At 66.5% G+C, this 15,255-nt stretch carries 21 protein-coding genes; 15 read left to right on the forward strand and 6 right to left on the reverse strand.

Features of this window, described 5'->3' with window-relative positions; translation table 11 throughout:
* The first annotated feature begins 6 nt into the window (after positions 1-6).
* Positions 7-252, forward strand: a complete 246-nt coding sequence (locus tag AC0IZS_RS21165; protein WP_471637419.1) for a zinc-binding dehydrogenase — start codon at positions 7-9, stop codon at positions 250-252.
* Positions 253-275: 23 nt separating this feature from the next.
* Here the strand turns inward: AC0IZS_RS21165 and AC0IZS_RS21170 are convergent, their stop codons facing one another.
* A complete protein-coding gene (locus AC0IZS_RS21170) occupies positions 276-617 on the reverse strand; it encodes a hypothetical protein (protein WP_471637420.1) in 342 nt (113 codons plus the stop codon).
* Positions 618-827: 210 nt separating this feature from the next.
* Here AC0IZS_RS21170 and AC0IZS_RS21175 point away from each other — a divergent pair, with 210 nt between their 5' ends.
* Positions 828-1,367 (forward strand): hypothetical protein, encoded by a 540-nt coding sequence (locus AC0IZS_RS21175; protein WP_471637421.1) that lies wholly within the window; start codon positions 828-830, stop codon positions 1,365-1,367.
* Positions 1,368-1,876: 509 nt separating this feature from the next.
* Here the strand turns inward: AC0IZS_RS21175 and AC0IZS_RS21180 are convergent.
* On the reverse strand, positions 1,877-2,995 hold the full coding sequence (locus AC0IZS_RS21180; RefSeq protein WP_471637422.1) for an IS110 family RNA-guided transposase: 1,119 nt from the start codon (positions 2,993-2,995) through the stop codon (positions 1,877-1,879).
* A gap of 319 nt (positions 2,996-3,314) precedes the next feature.
* Here AC0IZS_RS21180 and AC0IZS_RS21185 point away from each other — a divergent pair, with 319 nt between their 5' ends.
* The 7 genes from AC0IZS_RS21185 to AC0IZS_RS21215 all read left to right on the forward strand — a co-directional run bounded on the left by AC0IZS_RS21185 (position 3,315) and on the right by AC0IZS_RS21215 (position 6,190).
* Entirely contained in the window at positions 3,315-3,551 is a 237-nt protein-coding gene (locus AC0IZS_RS21185; RefSeq protein WP_471637423.1) for a hypothetical protein, read from the forward strand.
* 74 nt (positions 3,552-3,625) lie between these two features.
* Positions 3,626-3,841: a hypothetical protein gene (locus AC0IZS_RS21190; protein WP_471637424.1), complete on the forward strand. Its 216-nt coding sequence runs from the start codon at positions 3,626-3,628 to the stop codon at positions 3,839-3,841.
* A gap of 177 nt (positions 3,842-4,018) precedes the next feature.
* The gene (locus AC0IZS_RS21195) at positions 4,019-4,237 is read left to right on the forward strand and encodes a hypothetical protein (protein ID WP_471637425.1); all 219 of its coding nucleotides are present in this window, start codon (positions 4,019-4,021) and stop codon (positions 4,235-4,237) included.
* A 258-nt stretch (positions 4,238-4,495) separates the two neighbouring features.
* The gene (locus AC0IZS_RS21200) at positions 4,496-4,657 is read left to right on the forward strand and encodes a hypothetical protein (RefSeq protein WP_471637426.1); all 162 of its coding nucleotides are present in this window, start codon (positions 4,496-4,498) and stop codon (positions 4,655-4,657) included.
* 144 nt (positions 4,658-4,801) lie between these two features.
* Positions 4,802-5,386 (forward strand): hypothetical protein, encoded by a 585-nt coding sequence (locus AC0IZS_RS21205; RefSeq protein ID WP_471637427.1) that lies wholly within the window; start codon positions 4,802-4,804, stop codon positions 5,384-5,386.
* 200 nt (positions 5,387-5,586) lie between these two features.
* Positions 5,587-5,847, forward strand: coding sequence for a hypothetical protein (locus AC0IZS_RS21210; protein WP_471637428.1), 261 nt, complete (start codon positions 5,587-5,589; stop codon positions 5,845-5,847).
* Between the two features lie 133 nt (positions 5,848-5,980).
* The gene (locus AC0IZS_RS21215) at positions 5,981-6,190 is read left to right on the forward strand and encodes a hypothetical protein (protein ID WP_471637429.1); all 210 of its coding nucleotides are present in this window, start codon (positions 5,981-5,983) and stop codon (positions 6,188-6,190) included.
* Between the two features lie 51 nt (positions 6,191-6,241).
* Here the strand turns inward: AC0IZS_RS21215 and AC0IZS_RS21220 are convergent, their stop codons facing one another.
* Both AC0IZS_RS21220 and AC0IZS_RS21225 read right to left on the reverse strand, forming a co-directional pair.
* The gene (locus tag AC0IZS_RS21220; protein WP_471637430.1) at positions 6,242-6,454 is read right to left on the reverse strand and encodes a hypothetical protein; all 213 of its coding nucleotides are present in this window, start codon (positions 6,452-6,454) and stop codon (positions 6,242-6,244) included.
* 89 nt (positions 6,455-6,543) lie between these two features.
* On the reverse strand, positions 6,544-6,852 hold the full coding sequence (locus AC0IZS_RS21225; protein ID WP_471637431.1) for a hypothetical protein: 309 nt from the start codon (positions 6,850-6,852) through the stop codon (positions 6,544-6,546).
* Positions 6,853-6,994: 142 nt separating this feature from the next.
* Here AC0IZS_RS21225 and AC0IZS_RS21230 point away from each other — a divergent pair, with 142 nt between their 5' ends.
* Positions 6,995-7,378, forward strand: a complete 384-nt coding sequence (locus tag AC0IZS_RS21230; RefSeq protein ID WP_471637432.1) for a response regulator — start codon at positions 6,995-6,997, stop codon at positions 7,376-7,378.
* Positions 7,379-7,538: 160 nt separating this feature from the next.
* Positions 7,539-9,740: a response regulator gene (locus AC0IZS_RS21235; protein ID WP_471637433.1), complete on the forward strand. Its 2,202-nt coding sequence runs from the start codon at positions 7,539-7,541 to the stop codon at positions 9,738-9,740.
* Here AC0IZS_RS21235 and AC0IZS_RS21240 read toward each other — a convergent pair whose 3' ends face one another.
* On the reverse strand, positions 9,741-12,104 hold the full coding sequence (locus tag AC0IZS_RS21240; protein WP_471637434.1) for a sensor domain-containing diguanylate cyclase: 2,364 nt from the start codon (positions 12,102-12,104) through the stop codon (positions 9,741-9,743). It lies immediately after the preceding gene.
* 152 nt (positions 12,105-12,256) lie between these two features.
* Here AC0IZS_RS21240 and AC0IZS_RS21245 point away from each other — a divergent pair, with 152 nt between their 5' ends.
* Complete coding sequence (locus AC0IZS_RS21245; protein ID WP_007858227.1) at positions 12,257-12,460, forward strand: hypothetical protein; 204 nt, start codon at positions 12,257-12,259, stop codon at positions 12,458-12,460.
* A gap of 130 nt (positions 12,461-12,590) precedes the next feature.
* Here AC0IZS_RS21245 and AC0IZS_RS21250 read toward each other — a convergent pair whose 3' ends face one another.
* The gene (locus tag AC0IZS_RS21250) at positions 12,591-12,743 is read right to left on the reverse strand and encodes a hypothetical protein (RefSeq protein WP_322592450.1); all 153 of its coding nucleotides are present in this window, start codon (positions 12,741-12,743) and stop codon (positions 12,591-12,593) included.
* Positions 12,744-13,138: 395 nt separating this feature from the next.
* On the opposite strand from AC0IZS_RS21250, the gene AC0IZS_RS21255 reads away from it, so the two are divergent.
* From AC0IZS_RS21255 to AC0IZS_RS21265, 3 genes are all read left to right on the forward strand, one after another.
* Positions 13,139-13,777: a hypothetical protein gene (locus AC0IZS_RS21255; protein ID WP_471637435.1), complete on the forward strand. Its 639-nt coding sequence runs from the start codon at positions 13,139-13,141 to the stop codon at positions 13,775-13,777.
* A 233-nt stretch (positions 13,778-14,010) separates the two neighbouring features.
* Positions 14,011-14,586: a polyhydroxyalkanoate synthesis repressor PhaR gene (gene phaR, locus AC0IZS_RS21260; RefSeq protein WP_471637436.1), complete on the forward strand. Its 576-nt coding sequence runs from the start codon at positions 14,011-14,013 to the stop codon at positions 14,584-14,586.
* 210 nt (positions 14,587-14,796) lie between these two features.
* Complete coding sequence (locus AC0IZS_RS21265; RefSeq protein WP_471637437.1) at positions 14,797-15,255, forward strand: hypothetical protein; 459 nt, start codon at positions 14,797-14,799, stop codon at positions 15,253-15,255.

The following is a 15,255-nucleotide window of genomic DNA, read 5'->3' on the forward strand; positions in this document are numbered from 1 at the left end:
AACGCTATGAACGCTTTGACGCTGGGGCTCGCGCGCCGGCTTTCGGGCCAGACTGCGGTGATGGTCGGCTTGTGGGCCGCGACGCAGGTGCGCTCCAGCGGCGCCCAGCTCGCGCAACTGGCGGGCTTGCTCGGCGCGGGCACGGTGCGCGTGGCCATCGACAGCAGGTTTGCGCTGGCCGATGCGCGCAGCGCACACGAGCGGGCGGCACGTGGGCACATTCGCGGAAAGATCGTGCTCACGGTGCGCTGAGGCAACGGTCAGCGGGCCACAGCTCAGGCGTCCCGCACAAGGGGATAGGCCTTGTACAGGCACACCACCCCCAGGCCCATGAAGGCAATGGCCGGGCCGTAGTCACCCATCAGCCAGTAGGCGATGTACATTGCTACGGAGATCCATTTGGCATCCATGGACGGCTCTCCGGGGTGGAAACACATCACCATCCCTGCAGCGAGGAGACCGATGCCAAGCAGGGAAAAGCCGAGCCAGGCCATCGGATGGGGCGGCTTCTCTTCGGCGGCATTGGCGGGCGCAGCGGGCTCCTTGCCTTGGCGAGAGGCCCAGATGATCGCGGCGGCCACTGCGATGACGCCAAAGAGAACGTAGAAGTTGGGCACTTGGGAAGGGGGGAGGAGCTGGCGTCGCATTGTGGGCCCGATGCGTGTGTGCCTCCAACGGAAAATTGCCTGGCGGACTGTCACTGGGCGCGGCGCCCCAGCGCCCGGGCAGGGTGTAGCAGGTTTGCCATGGTTTTCGAGTATCGGGATTCCGACAAGCCAAACTTTTATCTTGGCGCCCGGGCCGTGCCTGAGGGCAGAATGGGGTACATGACACGCACCCCGGACATTGACCTTACCGATCAGGAACACGCATGGCTGGGCCAGATCGATTTCAGCCGCAGGCACGACGACGCCACGGTGCGTTCGCTGGAGCCCATGGCGGCGCTGTACCAGTCGCTGCTGGCGCGCGGGGGCATCCCTGCAGAGCGCATCCGCTACTACACGCTGGCGGACCGCTACCCTGGAGGGCAAGGGCGCTCGCGCGAGGCGTGGTACGAGGCCAATGGCAGCCCCGTCGGTGGGGCGCACCTGGAAGCCAGCTTTCTGCCCAGGCTCGAGTACTACCTGCATGGGCCCAACCTGCCGGCCGATATCGTCGCCGCGTTCCGGCAGGCCGCGCTGTCGGATGGCCGGCTCTCCAGCTGGGAGATCGAACGGCTCAAGCCCGGCGCCATGCAGGTGGTGAGGGCACTGCCGCAGGAAATCGCGCTGTCTGCCGAGGAATTCCTGAAACTGGCCTTCGAGTGCGGTGCGCAGCCGACCGCGGCCACCGCGCTGTGGGAATCGCTGTGCAAGGTGCGGCGCTAAGAGCGGCTAACAAAACTCTTCTGGCGTCGTTGCCGCGTCTTGTCGTACTAACGTACTGCCTGCGACGCAGCGCCTAGGAGCGTGCGCGGCAGAAGGAGCATCGGCTGCAACGCCCGATAAACCGGTCTCGCCGGGTATCACCTCTGGCGCCCAGGGGCCACCCTGGGCTTGTCGGTACTACCCAACGATCCTCGGTTTTCGAGCGTTTCGCTTCGATGCCTTCTGCCGCGCACGCTCCTCATATGGTCGCCATTGTCAATACTGTCAGTGCCTCATTTGGTGTGCGTTCTCTTAGGATCGATCGGGTGATGCGACACGAGCGTTTGCAGCGACGATGAATCAGACTCATATCCGCGGATTGGTTACCAGCACTTCATCGATTCGTCGCGGGCCTGCCTCGCTCTAGGATCGGGGATCTGCCTTGCGGTGCCCTGGTAGGAGCGTCGAGGGTTGCCCTATCGTTGCTCGTATCGCATCGCCAGATCGATCCTGTTGCGTGTTATGCCCTTTCAGTTTGGCTGGCCCTGCTCGCGCTGCGCCTGCATGCCGATGGCCCAGACGAAGCCTGCCAGCTCCCTTGCGACGGCGATGCAGGCTTTGTTGGCCTGCAAGCCACGTGCACTCAACGCCGCGAAGCGCTGTGTCAGCCGCAACTGCGCTGTCCATGCCATCCTTCGTATCGGCTCGGACAGATCCTGTTGTCGGATCTGCGCTTGTTTGCCGATGCGCGCCTTGAAGCGGTAGTTCCAGGCGGCTTCAGTCAGCAGCCGCCGGGCGTGCGCGTTGCCGGTCTTGGTGATGCTGCCCCGGCTCGTGCGCTGACCACTGGAGTGCTCCGAGGGCACCAGACCGAGGTAGCCCATGAGTTTGCGTGGATGGGCAAAGCGTCCCAGATCTCCAATCTCCGCTGCCAAGCCAATCGCCGTGATCGCGGCGACACCACGCAGTGCCTGCAGCGCACCAACCACCGCCTCAAAGCGCCAGCCAGTGATCGAAGCCTGCAGCGCCTTCGTCAGCCGGTCAACGCGATCATCTGCAGCCGTCACGGCTTGCCAGTATTCGGTGAACGCTGTCTGTGCGGCCCCCACCCCGAAGTTCAGTGTCCCCAGCCAGCGGTAGTAGGCCCCACACCATGAGGTCTTGCCGGTGTATCGCACGTCGTGACGCAGCAAGAATCCCTTGAGTTGGTGGCGGGCCTGCACGCGACTGTTGACTGCATCTTCGCGTGCCCGTGACAGGTCACGGATCGCGTCGTCCTCTGGGTCGGGGATCCACACGGCAGTCAACTGGCCAGCGCGAGAGCATTCGGCCAGTTGAACGCAGTCGCGCCCGTCGGTCTTGATCCGATCTCCAGGGCGGCGCGGGATCTGCGAGGGGGCAATGATCTCGCACAGGTAGCCCCTGCTGTGCAGAGCACGCTGAAGGCCAAAGCCGGTGGGGCCGGCCTCGTACACGATGTGCAGCTGATCGGCGTTGCCGACCTTGGCCAGCACCTTGAGCAGCTTGCTCACATCGTGCGTGACCTTGCCTATCAGGCGCCCGGGCACTCGGCCAGGCTCGGCCGCTGCGATGCTGATGCTGTCTTTGTGGACGTCCAGGCCCACGTGAATCTTGCTACTCTCTTGCATGGTCGGTCTCCTTGTTGCTGACGACGCAAGTCACAGCATGTAGCGCTACGTCCTTGGACGCAATCTACGATGTCGGAGACCGGCCGCCTATCCAGGGGGCGGCGACCATGATGTCTAGCCAGAACCGCTTCGCTGAGTTGTGTTATCCGCTCTAAAGCCACGTCCTTCACGCGAGGGCCGCGCGAACATCGGGCGCCAAGACCCGCCACGCCGAAAGGGCAGCTAGTGCCCCGGTGCCCGGGGCTTGTGGCGCACAATGGCCTGGACCTGTGCGACTTCCGCAGGGCTGGCCTTTGTTTCCCTGCGAAAGTGAACCGACATGAATGATTTTGAACAGCGCCTGCTGGCCACGGCACAGGTGCGTGCGCTGGCGGTAGAGATCCGCGAAGAGGCTGCGGAAGCGGCGGAGCGCATTGCCAGCAAGACCGCGCAGACCTTCAACCGGATTGCCTGGAACGCGAGCAACCCCGTGATCGACTTCGTTCCGCGCGCACTGGACGAATTCGCGAAGGTGGCAGACATCATTCGCAGCCACGCTGTCACTTCATCGGCGTAGCCTCTGGTGCATGCCGGTGCGCCCCGGTGCGCCCGGGGCCTGGTTTCCTCCCTCTTTCACGCCAAGGTGACACCATGAACGATAGCGCTCAGAACGGGTCTGTTGACAGCGGGCAGCTGGAGCATAAGGGGCATGTCGGCACCTGGAAGGTGAAGGACGGAACCCTCACCGTCACCTGCCTCACCATGGGACTGGCGCCCAAGAGCGCGCTGGTCCAGGACAACCCGGACTTTCTGGCGCGGTTGCTGCTGCAGGAAATGCACCGCGAGTGGAAGCGGGTGCGTCCGTAGCATCCAGGCTGCCCTGCGCCAGCGCAAAGCCCCGGCACAGTGGTTTTGTAGGCGTTGGCTGACGTGGGCGGTGGCGCACCCGCCGTACAGTGGTCCATCGATGTGCTGGCGCGCAGGTGGCTGACCATGGAACCCCGGATCCCTCCTGTGCTGCCAGCGTGGACAAAGGACATGCCGATGGCCATGGTGACAACGGAGCACCGTTTGCGGTGCAGCGATGCGGACAGCTGCTGGGTGACCCTGGTGCGGGGTGAGAAGTGGTCGGTCGTGTCGGTGGAGCTGACGGGGGGTGAGGTGCTCAACGTGGCTTCCGAGGACACGTTCGATACCGAGGACGACGCCCTGGCCCATGCCCGAAGCTGGGTGTGCGGGCACAGCGGCAAGGTGTTCGAGTAGCCGGCAGCGTCAGGCCCGGCTCTTTCCCTGTTGGCCCGTGCCGTCGGCCGGTCGGGGCGGGCGCGCGGGCGCGCGTGCGCGCTCTATGGGTTCCTGTCCGGGGCCTTCCCTTTTCGTGCGCTCTTCGTGCGGTATGTCACATCCGCACCCATTTCAAAAACGCCACCGGCCCCGTCTGCTGCGAGGATGGGAACTTGTCTGACACGGACGGCTGGGCTGGCCAGCTACCTTTGCATACATCTACACCGGGAGAGCACCATGAACACCAGCAAACCATTCCAGCGCCAGATGTCCTTTGCCGATGCCGGCCTGGCGGACGACGCTGAACTGGAGTTTGGCCAGTACAGCCCCCGCGTGATGTGGCTGGCGGCCGCAGCGGTGCTGCTGCTGGTGGCCGTGGTGACGTTTGCCGCAGGGTGAAGGCAGGGCGCAGCCCGGGCGGGTTACCGCAGGCAACACAGCTTGTCGCAGGGGCGGTGCGCGAGCACACTGCAGGCTCGCCGAGGTGAACGAACGCACCCGGCACGAACACACCAACCAACAAGAACCCGGGGGAAATCCACCATGAGGACCATGCATCCACTGGCACGCGGCGCCGCTCTTGGCGCTGCGCTGCTGTTTTCCTGCGCCGCTATGGCGCAGGACTATCCCCTGCGCTCGCGCGATGACCTGGGACCCAGGGCGCGCGCGCAGTACGACCGCTGCGTGGACAACGCCACCAACAAGCCCACGCCCACCGGCATCCAGATCGCGCTGCGCGTGTGCGACGAGAACTTCCTCATGGCCCGCGTGCCCGCAGAGCGCATGCCGCGCCTGAGCGCCGAGGCCCGGGCCAAGCGCCTGGCCGAGGAGTACAACTCCGACGCGCGCGAACGGCGCGACGAGCGCATTCTGTCCACCTCGGCCACGCATGCGGGCCGGCACGTGACGGTGAAGTTCCTCGTCAGCCCAGCCGGTGTGCGGCCGGATTTCGAGGCCGTGGTGGAGCGCGAGCTGATGGGCACGCTGTGCCGCGACCCGCATGTGGTGCCCGACCTGCAGGCGGGTGTGCGACTGAGCTACATCTACGACGACACGGCCATGCGCCGCCTGGCGAACGTGACGGTATCGCGGTCCAAGTGTGGCGAATGGCCGTGGAATCGCATGTAACAGCCTCTTTTTTCTGCCACTTGCATGCTGCCAAGCCGCCTTCCAGGGCGGCTTTTTCGTGGTGCCGACAGGCTGGCGGAGGGGGCGTGGGGGATTGCGGGTTTTCCGCTGCCAGGAATGGCATTTGTCCGACAGCCCGGTTGCCCGCTGGCCGTTAACTTCACTGCACCACACAAGCCAGGAGCAACCACATGAAAAGCATGAGCAACACATCGGGCCACTACGGCATGCTGCAGGGCGCTGACGGTGCGGGGGATTCGCGGGTGTTCGGCGTGGCCGCCACCATCGCAGTGCTCCTGGTCACGGCCGTGGTGGCCTTCAAGATGGCCGGTCCTGAGATCAAGGCCACCGTGCTGAGCCACCTGCCCGTGGCCGCCCAATCCATGTCGGCGCAATCGGCATCGGCCCCCTCACCGCGGGCGGACACGTCCGCACATGGCCTGGCCATTGGCGAGCACTGACAGGCCAGGGCCTGGCACTTCTTGCGCCCGCCGGCACCCACGGGGTTGCGGGCCGCAAGGCGTCAAGTAACAGCCCACCGCAGCACCGGGTTTTTTGCGGCGGTCACAACCGAAGGGCACCGCTGCAGGCACCATGCAAGGCCTGTTTCTTGCAGACGCCTTTTTTGTCTGCAATCTGCCTTCTTCGCCTTGCTCCATGGTCCTTTACAAACCCGGCTCCCAATTCCTCTACAAAGGCCGCGTCGTCACTGTCGACTACATCATCATCCGCAAAACCGGCATGTGGATCCGCCTCGTGGGGCATGAGGAGTCGTGCCTGCCCGAGGCGCTGACGCCGCTGTGAGTTCCCGTCGCTGGGGCGTCTGCCTGCCCGGGGCAGGGGCCAAGTTCCCCGTCATGGCGAATTGATGCTTGCCGGGGTTTCCGGGTTCACATCCGACTCGGGCGGGTGGGGTGCCGGGGCCGTGGGGGTCGTATCCCCGCGTTCGGGCGCCGTGTCCGCAGGTTTGCGCTGGCCGGACGAGCCATCGGTTTCCGTGAAGGCCGGGGTAGGGCGGTCGGGGTCCTTGCGGGGCTTGCCGTCGGGTGATGGGGGCTGTGTGGCCATGGGGCCTCCGCTGCAAAAAGCCCAGTGTGCGCACCAGGTGGCGGCACGGCTGTAGGACGATGCCGCCGTCCCATGGGGTGGCAATCCGGCTATTTTTTTGCAGCAGCGGCGGCTGCAGCAGCTGCAGCGGTTTGCTGGGCATCGATCTCGCGCAGCAGGTCGTTGGATTTTTCGAGCGCCTCGGCGGTCTCGCTGAGCTGCTGCTCCAGCTCGTCCGTGCGTTCCACGGCGGCCTGCAGGTCGCCCTCCAGCGCCTTGGGCGGAATTTGCGTGGACAGCACGGCATGCACCACGTTCAGTTCGCTGGCCGTGGCCTTGATCTGCTCGGCCGCCTCGACGTTCTGGTTCAGCACATCGGCGATTTCAGCTGCCTGGGGCGTTTTCGTGTCGCGGGACATATTTCAGGCTCTGTGGTGGAAAAAATCACACAATCGTGTAGCACGCCCTACATGCGGGGCAAATGCCTACACGCGGGGTTTGGCTGCGCGCTTAGATTGTAGGCAGCTTCCCCATAACCCGGTGTAACCGGCACGGTCCACGATGCCTTTCATCACCATCCTTGTCGAAGACAACAAAATGATCAGTGAGACCCTGGTCCCGGCATTGGAGGAGCTGGCCAATGCACGCGTTGTTGCCATTGCCGCCACTGCCACCGGCGCCCGGCAGGCGATGGAGCGCTGGCGCGGCCAGTGGCAGCTGATGGTGGTGGACCTGTTTCTTGCCGCAGGCTCTGGCCTGGAGGTGCTGCAGGCCGTGCGCGAGCGCAGCCCGGGCCAGCATGTCTTTGTGCTGTCCAACTACGCCACGCCCGACATGCGCCGCCGCTGCCAGGCGCTGGGCGCCGATGGCGTGTTCGACAAGTCCACCGAGCTCGATGCCTTCTTCGAGCACTGCATGGGCCTGCCCGATGCCGAGCCTGGCTAAGAATGCGGGGCCGCCGCCCCCATGAACACCCGGTGGTTCAAACCGGTGTGAAAAGGTAAAGTGGCCATTCCCGATGCCGCGCGCCCCCCGATCTTTGCGGGCCCGGGCCGGTGGCCGGGAGCCATCTGCCCACCAGAACGTGTTCAACAAGCCACAGCCCATGCAACTGAGCGCAGCCGCGTTATCCACCGTCATCAACAGCGCCACCGACACGGCCATCATCGCGCTGGACAGCCGTGGCGCCGTGCTCACCTGGAACCCCGGTGCCGTGCGGCTGCTGGGCTGGTTCGAGGAGGAGATGCGCGGCCAGACCCTGCTGCGCATCTTTCCCGAAGAGACCAACCCCCAGGCACGCGTGAGCGAGGAAATGGCCGATGCCCTGGCCAAGGGGCGCGGCGGCCACGAGGGCTGGCGCATGCGCGCCGATGGCTCGCGCTTCTGGGCCGTGGGCGAGCTCACGCCGGTGACGGACCCTGCCGCTGCGCCCGTGGCCTTCGTCAAGGTGCTGCGCGACCGCACGCAGTGGAAGGTGTCCGAGGATGCGCTGCGTGAGGAAAAGCGCACGCTCGAGATCCTCAACCGCGTGGGCGCGACGCTGGCGCGCGAGAACGACCTGGCCCAGGTGGTGCAGGCCGTGACCGACGCGGGCGTGGAGGTCACTGGCGCGCAGTTCGGTGCCTTCTTCTACAACCTGGTGAACGAGGCTGGCGAGAGCTACACGCTGTACACCCTGTCCGGCGCGCCGCGCGCGGCGTTCGAGAACTTTCCCATGCCGCGCAACACGGCCATCTTCGGCCCCACCTTTGCGGGCGAGGGCATCGTGCGCTCGGACGACATCACGCAGGACCCGCGCTACGGCCAGAGCGCCCCGTATCACGGCATGCCCCAGGGCCACCTGGCCGTGACCAGCTACCTGGCGGTGCCGGTGGTCGACCGGGCCCGCCATGTGATTGGCGGCCTGTTCTTCGGCCACGCGCAGGCAGGGGTCTTCACCGAACGCTCGGAGCGCTCGGTGGCCCTGCTGGCGGCCGAGGCGGCGATTGCCATCGACAATGCGCGCCTGTTCGAGGCGGCCCAGCGCGAGATCGAAGAGCGCCGCAAGGCCGAGGCCGCGCTGCAGACGCTCAATGCCACGCTGGAGTCGCAGGTGGCCGAGCGCACCGAGCAGCTGCGCCTGCACGAGGAAGCGCTGCGCCAGGCGCAGAAGATGGAAGCGGTGGGCCAGCTCACCGGCGGCATCGCGCACGACTTCAACAACCTGCTGCAGGGCATCATGGGCAACCTGCAACTGCTGCGCAAGCGCATCGGGCAGGGTGTGCAGGGCACGGCAGCCGACCTGGACACCTACGTCACGCGGGCCCTGGCCTCCACCTCGCGCGCGGCGGGGCTCACCCACCGGCTGCTGGCGTTCTCGCGGCGCCAGCCGCTCAGCCCCAAGGCCGTGCGGGCCAATCCGCTGGTGCTGTCCATGCAGGACCTGCTGCGCCAGACCATCGGCGAAAAAGTGGAGCTGTCGCTGCAGCTCGCGCCCGGGCTGTGGACCACGCTGTGCGACGAGAACCAGCTCGAAAGCGCCATCCTCAACCTGGCCATCAACGCCCGCGATGCCATGCCGGGCGGTGGCCGGCTCGTCATCGAAACCCAGAACGTCGAACTCGACCCGGCCTATGCCGCGGCACTGCACGGCGTGCAGCCGGGCCCGTACGTGTGCATCAGCGTGACCGACACGGGCACGGGCATGACGGCCGAGACCCTGGCCCATGCCTTCGAGCCCTTCTTCACCACCAAGGCGGTGGGCGAGGGCTCGGGCCTGGGGCTGTCGATGATCTACGGCTTCACCCGCCAGTCCGAAGGCCACGCGCGCATCTTCAGCGAGTATGGGCAGGGCACTACGGTGCGTATCTACCTGCCGGCCCATTTCAACGCCGAGGATGGCCAGGCGCACGCGCTGCCAGCGCCCGCTGCCGCCACGGCGGCGGCCCGGGGCGAGGTGATCCTGGTGGTGGAGGACGAGGCGCTGGTGCGCGAGATGGTGGCCGAGGTCCTGCGCGACCTGGGCTACCAGGTGCTGGAGGCGCACGACGGCCTCTCGGGGCTGGACCAGCTGCGGGTGCCCCACCGCCGCATCGACCTGCTCATCACCGACGTCGGCCTGCCGGGGCTCAACGGCCGCCAGGTGGCCGAGGCGGCCAGCGCCGAGCGGCCGGACCTCAAGATCCTGTTCATGACGGGCTATGCCGAGAAGGTCTCGGCCTCGCAGCCCTTTGCCTCGCCCGGCATGGAGATCCTCACCAAGCCCTTCGAGGTGGACGACATGACGCGCCGGGTGCGTGCCCTGCTGGACGGTGGCGCGAGCGGGTAGTCACGCGGTGGCCGGCGTTTCGTCGATGGCAAAGCCCGCGCGGCCCTGGCCCTTGGCCTGGTAGAGGGCCATGTCCGCACGCCGTGTGAGGGTGGCGGGCCTGCCGTCTGCCGCGGGCGCAATAGAGGCCACGCCAATGCTCAGCGTGACCCAGGGCCCCAGGGGCGAGGCCCCGTGCGCGATGCGGGCGGCGGCCATCGCGTCCAGCAGCCGCTGCGCCACCAGGCGCGCGCCCTCCATCGTGGTCTCGGGCAGCAGGATGGCGAACTCCTCGCCGCCGTAGCGCATGGCGCGCTCGTGCGAGCGCCACAGCGCCTCGCGCAGCACGCTGGCCACGCGCTTGAGGCATTCGTCGCCGCCCTGGTGGCCGTGCAGGTCGTTGAAGCGCTTGAAGTAGTCCACATCCACCATCAGCAGCGACAGCGCCGAGCCCTGGCGCGCGTTGCGCGCCCACTCGGCCTGCAGCGTGTCGTCGAACAGGCGGCGGTTGCCCAGGCTGGTGAGTGCGTCCTGGTAGGACAGCTCGGACAGGGTGGCGTTCAGGCGCTCGAGCTCCAGCGCGGCCTGCTTGCGCGCCGTGATGTCCTGGAAAGCCCCCGCCAGGCGCACGATGGCCCCGTCGCGGCGGATGGCCTCGCCCTGCGTTCGCACCCACAGCAGGCGCCCTTTGGCGGAGACGATCTGCAGTTCCAGGTCCCAGGGCGTGCCGTCCTGGATGCACTTTTCCACCGCAGCCTCGATCAGGGGCCGCGATGTCGGGGTGTAGAAGTCCAGCGTATGCCGCTGGTCGGGCGCATCGCCGGGCTCGAGGTCGTGGATGCGCCAGACCTCGTCGGTCCATTGCGACAGGCCGGTGGTCAGGTCCCGCGTCCAGCCGCCGATCCGGGCGATCTCGCCGGACTTCTTTTGCAGCAGCACGGCATCCGCCAGGGCCGCCTCGTTGGCCTTGCGCGCGGTGATGTCCATGAAGGTGCCGATCATGCGCAGGGGGGCGCCGCCCTCGGCACGCTCGGTCACCTTGCCGCGGCTGAACAGCCACACGAACTGCCCGCCGCCGCCCACGCCCACGCGGAACTCGTTTTCGTAGGCGGGGCTCGCCCCGCGCAGGTGGCTGGCGAAGGCGGTGGCGTTGCCCTCCCGGTCGGCCGGGTGCAGCGTGGCGGTCCATTCATCGACCGAGCGGACCACCTCGGCATCGCCGTAGCCCAGCATGCGCGCGCCCCGGGCGTCGATGCGCAGCTGGCGCGCATCCACCTGCAGCTCCCAAAGGCCCAGCTGCGCGCCGTCCAGGGCGCGTTCCAGGCGGGTCGCCGTCAGCTGCAGCGCGGCCTGCGAGGCCTCTTCCTGCGCCATGAGCCGGCGCAGGCGCCGGCGCTCGAACAGGCGCAGGCCCGTGGCCAGCACCAGCACGGTGGCATACAGCGTGGCATACAGGCGCACCTGGGCGTACCAGGGCGCGTAGACCTCCGAGCGCTCGCGGCTCACGGCCAGCACCACGGTGTTGTCCAGCCCCAGGCCCTGTGGCTTCACGCTGGCCAGCGCCACCAGCCGCTCGCGGCCGGTGGCCGGCACCATGCCTTCGAACACCGTGTTCTGCCGCTGGCTCTGGACATGGGCCTCGAACGCGGAGCCCGGCCTCGAGAGGTTGGCCATGCGCTCGGTGCCCGTGCTGGGCACGGTCACGAAAACCTCGCCGTCGGCATGCGCCATGGTGGCCCGCATGTCGGGCGCAAACAGCGCCGCGCGCAGGGTGAAGGCAAAGAACTCGTCGTCCAGCGTGGCGGTGACCACGCCCGTGAACTGCCCGGCGGCGTCGAACACCGCGCGCGACAGGTGCAGTGCCACGCCCTCGTCGTCAGAGGCTGAGGGGCGCGAGAGGTAGAGCACATGCGGGTCTGGCCGGCCCCGCACGGTGCGAAAGAACTCCTTGGCAAAGAAATCGCGGCCCACGTCGATGGCCCGGTCGGACGCCACGGCTATGCCGTTGGCGTCGTACACCGCCAGGCCGCGCACGGCCTGGATCACGTCGGTGAGCAGGTGCAGCTGCCGCGAGGAGTCGGCGCTCGACGCTGCGAGCGCCGAGGCGCGGTAGTCGCGGCTGATGCGCGTGAGCGCCTCGTTCAGGCCCTTGAGCTGGCGCGTGAGGTTTTCCGACACATAGTGGCTCACGTCCTGCAGGCGGGCCACCTCGACCTCGCGGATGGCATGGCGCACCGTGAACAGCTGCAAGGCGATGGCCACCCCGGTCAGGGCGAACACGAACAAGAACACCCGCCACGGTTCGAGCCGCAGCGCGGAGCGGTCCTGGGCAGACCCGGGGGAGTTGGTTCGCGTGGAAAACACCTGCCGGGCCTTGCCTTTCATCCATCCCTGTTGAACAAGGGGCCCGCGCACCGGCTGTCTGGGCAGCAGCGGCGGCGCGGGTTCACGGGGGACGCATCACCTGCGCAATATACGACCGATAGGGCTATTGGGGGGAGTCCATACTCAGCGCTTTCCCTCTGCGAAAGCGCTCCATGTCCCTCACCATCCGCGATGCTGCCCCGAATGAAAAGCGCGGCAACGCCATGTCTGCGGCGCTGGCCAAGGAGCAGCTCCAATACGCGGTGCAGATTGTCAAGGATGTGCTTCCCACCCAAGCGGGGGATGCCGCGCTGATCGGTGCCGTGCTACAGGCCATCGCTTCCAACTACGCAGCCGTGCCGCAGCCCAATCGGTAAGGGGCCAAAACAACCCACGGTATCCCGGCCCTTCACCGGCCCTTGCGCCAGGCCCACCGCACGGTCGGGCGGGCGGGCGCCAGCGCGTCTGCGTAGACGGCGCTGGGGAGCTGCGCCCTCCTGCATTGGCTCAAAAATGGGGCGGCGGGTCCTGCACCGGCGACTCGGCCGGACCGGGCGGGGGGTCGCCCTGGGGCGGCTCGGGCGCCCAGGCAGGCTGGGGCGGCTGTTCGAGCGGCGGGGTGTCGATGGGCGGCAAGGGTTGGGGGGCGGGTGCGGGCATGGCAGCTCCTTTGGAGGGTTGTTGGTCTGGAAACCACCGTACCTCCATCGCCGGGCCACGTATGCCAGCCAATGCCTATACCTGGGGCGGGTTGGGCCACCGGTCTGCACGTTATTGACAATGGCGTAGTGCCTTATGTCCCTTGCTGGCGCTCATTGTCCTTTTCTGTGATGCGAATGGTGGCCGTTGTTGCTGAAAAATGAGGCGCGTTCTGCATGCGGATGTGTCCTTGGTCACCAGCAGGCAGGGACACCGTGGCGGACAATACACCCATTGAGGTGTGGTGCATGCGCTACGCCCCCAGCCAGGTACCACAGATAGTTGGCCGACTCGGTTGGTTACGATGTACGTTAACGGTTACAGGTCCGGCAAGGGCCTTCCAGGAGAGATCAGACGTGAAACCGAACCCCAAAAACCTCGCGGTTGCGGCGTTTCTCGTGAGCGCCATGGCAGGGGCCCAGGCAGCCGATCCGGCGGTGTTCAATGGCACCACCGGTACGCTGAGCATGCCCATGCTGCAGATCGACAACGCCAAATACTTCAATGTGGTGATCAAGCTGCTGGATACCGGCTTGCTCAAGGCCGGCGATCCGGCCGTGGTTGGTGAGGACAACCAATTCATCAGCACCGGCAACCTGCTGCACCTGCCCAAGCTGGCCCTGGGCAAAGACATCTTCACCCAGGTCAGCCTGGGCAATCCTGTCTTCACCCTGGTGAGCTATGGCGGCGTGGTGACGAATCCGCCCTTCACCGGCTCCGCCGGCCACCTGCTGGACGTGAGCGTGACCGCGTTCGCCACGGCGCAGACTCCCATCACCCTGGTCAATGTCGCGCGCCCCATGAGCCAGCAGGCGTTCTGCAGCGACGCATCGCTGCGCCTGCCTATCACCCAGAGCCAGCAAAGCGCGCTGGCCAACAACTGGACGCTCAATGTCTGCACCTTCGATGTCATCGCGGGCACGGGCACCATCAAGATGACGCTGAGCGTCGCTGGCGCAGGCATACCCTACAGCGCGACCTACGTCTACCACTGACCGGCGCATTGCGCATTCAGCACCCAAAGGGGCGGCACATGGCAGTGCGCGCCCCTTTGGCGTTTCTGGGGCGTTTGTGGCACGCTACCGTCAGGGCCCTGCTGTCAAATGCGCGACTCCGCCAAATCAGGGTATTCCTTTGCCGCGGCGGGGGCTGGCACTGCCTAGAATCTGTTGCACTGCAATAGCAATAGACCTGTCACACATGGGCCCGAGCGCCCGAGGAGTTCGTAGTGCCCGACAAGAAGAGCAGCGCCCCCGCTGGAGCCGCAACCGCAACTGCAGCCCCCGCCGCTGGCGGCAAGTCTGCACAGCGCGTGATCAAGAAGTACCCCAATCGCCGCCTGTACGACACCGACACCTCCACCTACATCACGCTGTCCGAGGTGCGCGAGCTGGTAATGGCGCACCACACCGTGGTGGTGCGCGACGCCAAGACGGGTGAAGACCTCACACGCAGCATCCTCTTGCAGATCATCCTGGAAGAAGAGGCCGGCGGCGCCCCCATGTTCACCGAGGCCGTGCTGGCCAACATCATCCGCTTCTACGGCCATGCCATGCAGGGCTTCATGGGCGCCTACCTCGAAAAGAACGTGCAGGCCTTCACCGACGTGCAGGCCCAGCTGGCCGAGCAGAGCCAGAGCGTCACGCCCGAGATGTGGGCCCAGTTCATGAACCTGCAGTCGCCCATGCTCAAGGGCATGATGGGCAACTACGTCGAGCAGTCCCAATCCATGCTCACGCAGATGCAGGAGCAGATGCAAAAGCAGACGGAGCAGATGCTGGGGGCCTTCGGCTTGAAAAGGTGATCCCCCTGAGTCGCTTCGCGCCTTCCCCCTTCTCTCGAATTGCGTTGCAATTCGGGAAGGGGGACACCGCCAGCGCACGCAAGCGAAGCGCCGCATCCGCGGCTTGGCGGCCCTTGCACGGCGGCGCTGGCCTTGGCCGCGCCCGTTTTGTACGATGTGGGTGGAGCGCAGCGCTGTTGGATAGCTGATCTGAAACAACCGGAGGTCGCCATGGGCTTTCTGCAACGCCTTTTGGGGGGAGGGGGCCGCAGGCTCGACCACCCCGTCTTCGGCGGCCTGCTGCTCATCCGCGCCAAACACGGTGCCTACTGGGAGGGCGAGACCCAGCTGGCAGGCCGCCCCCTCACCCTGGCGATCGAGGCCCCGGGCGAGGCCGAGCCCGTGCCGGGGCAGGTGGCGTTTTTCGAGCGCTACACACAGGACCCCGACCTGGCCTTCCACAAAGGGGAGGACCTGCTGATCGGCGAGTATGAACAGTGGCTGCGCAAGCCGTTTCCAACCGACTGGCGGGAGGTGTTCGCCTGGGTGGCTCTGTCGATTCCGGCCGATGGCGATGAACACAAGCCCTGGGACCTGTCGTTCGAGTGCCTGGAGGGTGTGGCGGCGCGGCGCCATTTCACCTGCTATATCGAGCGGGGGCATGTGGTGCGGGTGGAGGTGAGCGGGTAG

The sequence above is a fragment of the Acidovorax sp. AC410 genome (genome assembly GCF_979253235.1).

Bases quoted from the DNA above. Each gene is read 5' to 3' on its own strand.
- AC0IZS_RS21165 (WP_471637419.1), top strand. From the start codon at position 7: ATGAACGCTTTGACGCTGGGGCTCGCGCGCCGGCTTTCGGGCCAGACT.
- AC0IZS_RS21175 (WP_471637421.1), top strand. From the start codon at position 828: ATGACACGCACCCCGGACATTGACCTTACCGATCAGGAACACGCATGG.
- AC0IZS_RS21180 (WP_471637422.1), bottom strand. From the start codon at position 2,995: ATGCAAGAGAGTAGCAAGATTCACGTGGGCCTGGACGTCCACAAAGAC.
- AC0IZS_RS21185 (WP_471637423.1), top strand. From the start codon at position 3,315: ATGAATGATTTTGAACAGCGCCTGCTGGCCACGGCACAGGTGCGTGCG.
- AC0IZS_RS21190 (WP_471637424.1), top strand. From the start codon at position 3,626: ATGAACGATAGCGCTCAGAACGGGTCTGTTGACAGCGGGCAGCTGGAG.
- AC0IZS_RS21195 (WP_471637425.1), top strand. From the start codon at position 4,019: ATGGCCATGGTGACAACGGAGCACCGTTTGCGGTGCAGCGATGCGGAC.
- AC0IZS_RS21200 (WP_471637426.1), top strand. From the start codon at position 4,496: ATGAACACCAGCAAACCATTCCAGCGCCAGATGTCCTTTGCCGATGCC.
- AC0IZS_RS21205 (WP_471637427.1), top strand. From the start codon at position 4,802: ATGAGGACCATGCATCCACTGGCACGCGGCGCCGCTCTTGGCGCTGCG.
- AC0IZS_RS21210 (WP_471637428.1), top strand. From the start codon at position 5,587: ATGAGCAACACATCGGGCCACTACGGCATGCTGCAGGGCGCTGACGGT.
- AC0IZS_RS21215 (WP_471637429.1), top strand. From the start codon at position 5,981: ATGCAAGGCCTGTTTCTTGCAGACGCCTTTTTTGTCTGCAATCTGCCT.
- AC0IZS_RS21220 (WP_471637430.1), bottom strand. From the start codon at position 6,454: ATGGCCACACAGCCCCCATCACCCGACGGCAAGCCCCGCAAGGACCCC.
- AC0IZS_RS21225 (WP_471637431.1), bottom strand. From the start codon at position 6,852: ATGTCCCGCGACACGAAAACGCCCCAGGCAGCTGAAATCGCCGATGTG.
- AC0IZS_RS21230 (WP_471637432.1), top strand. From the start codon at position 6,995: ATGCCTTTCATCACCATCCTTGTCGAAGACAACAAAATGATCAGTGAG.
- AC0IZS_RS21235 (WP_471637433.1), top strand. From the start codon at position 7,539: ATGCAACTGAGCGCAGCCGCGTTATCCACCGTCATCAACAGCGCCACC.
- AC0IZS_RS21240 (WP_471637434.1), bottom strand. From the start codon at position 12,104: ATGAAAGGCAAGGCCCGGCAGGTGTTTTCCACGCGAACCAACTCCCCC.
- AC0IZS_RS21245 (WP_007858227.1), top strand. From the start codon at position 12,257: ATGTCCCTCACCATCCGCGATGCTGCCCCGAATGAAAAGCGCGGCAAC.
- AC0IZS_RS21250 (WP_322592450.1), bottom strand. From the start codon at position 12,743: ATGCCCGCACCCGCCCCCCAACCCTTGCCGCCCATCGACACCCCGCCG.
- AC0IZS_RS21265 (WP_471637437.1), top strand. From the start codon at position 14,797: ATGGGCTTTCTGCAACGCCTTTTGGGGGGAGGGGGCCGCAGGCTCGAC.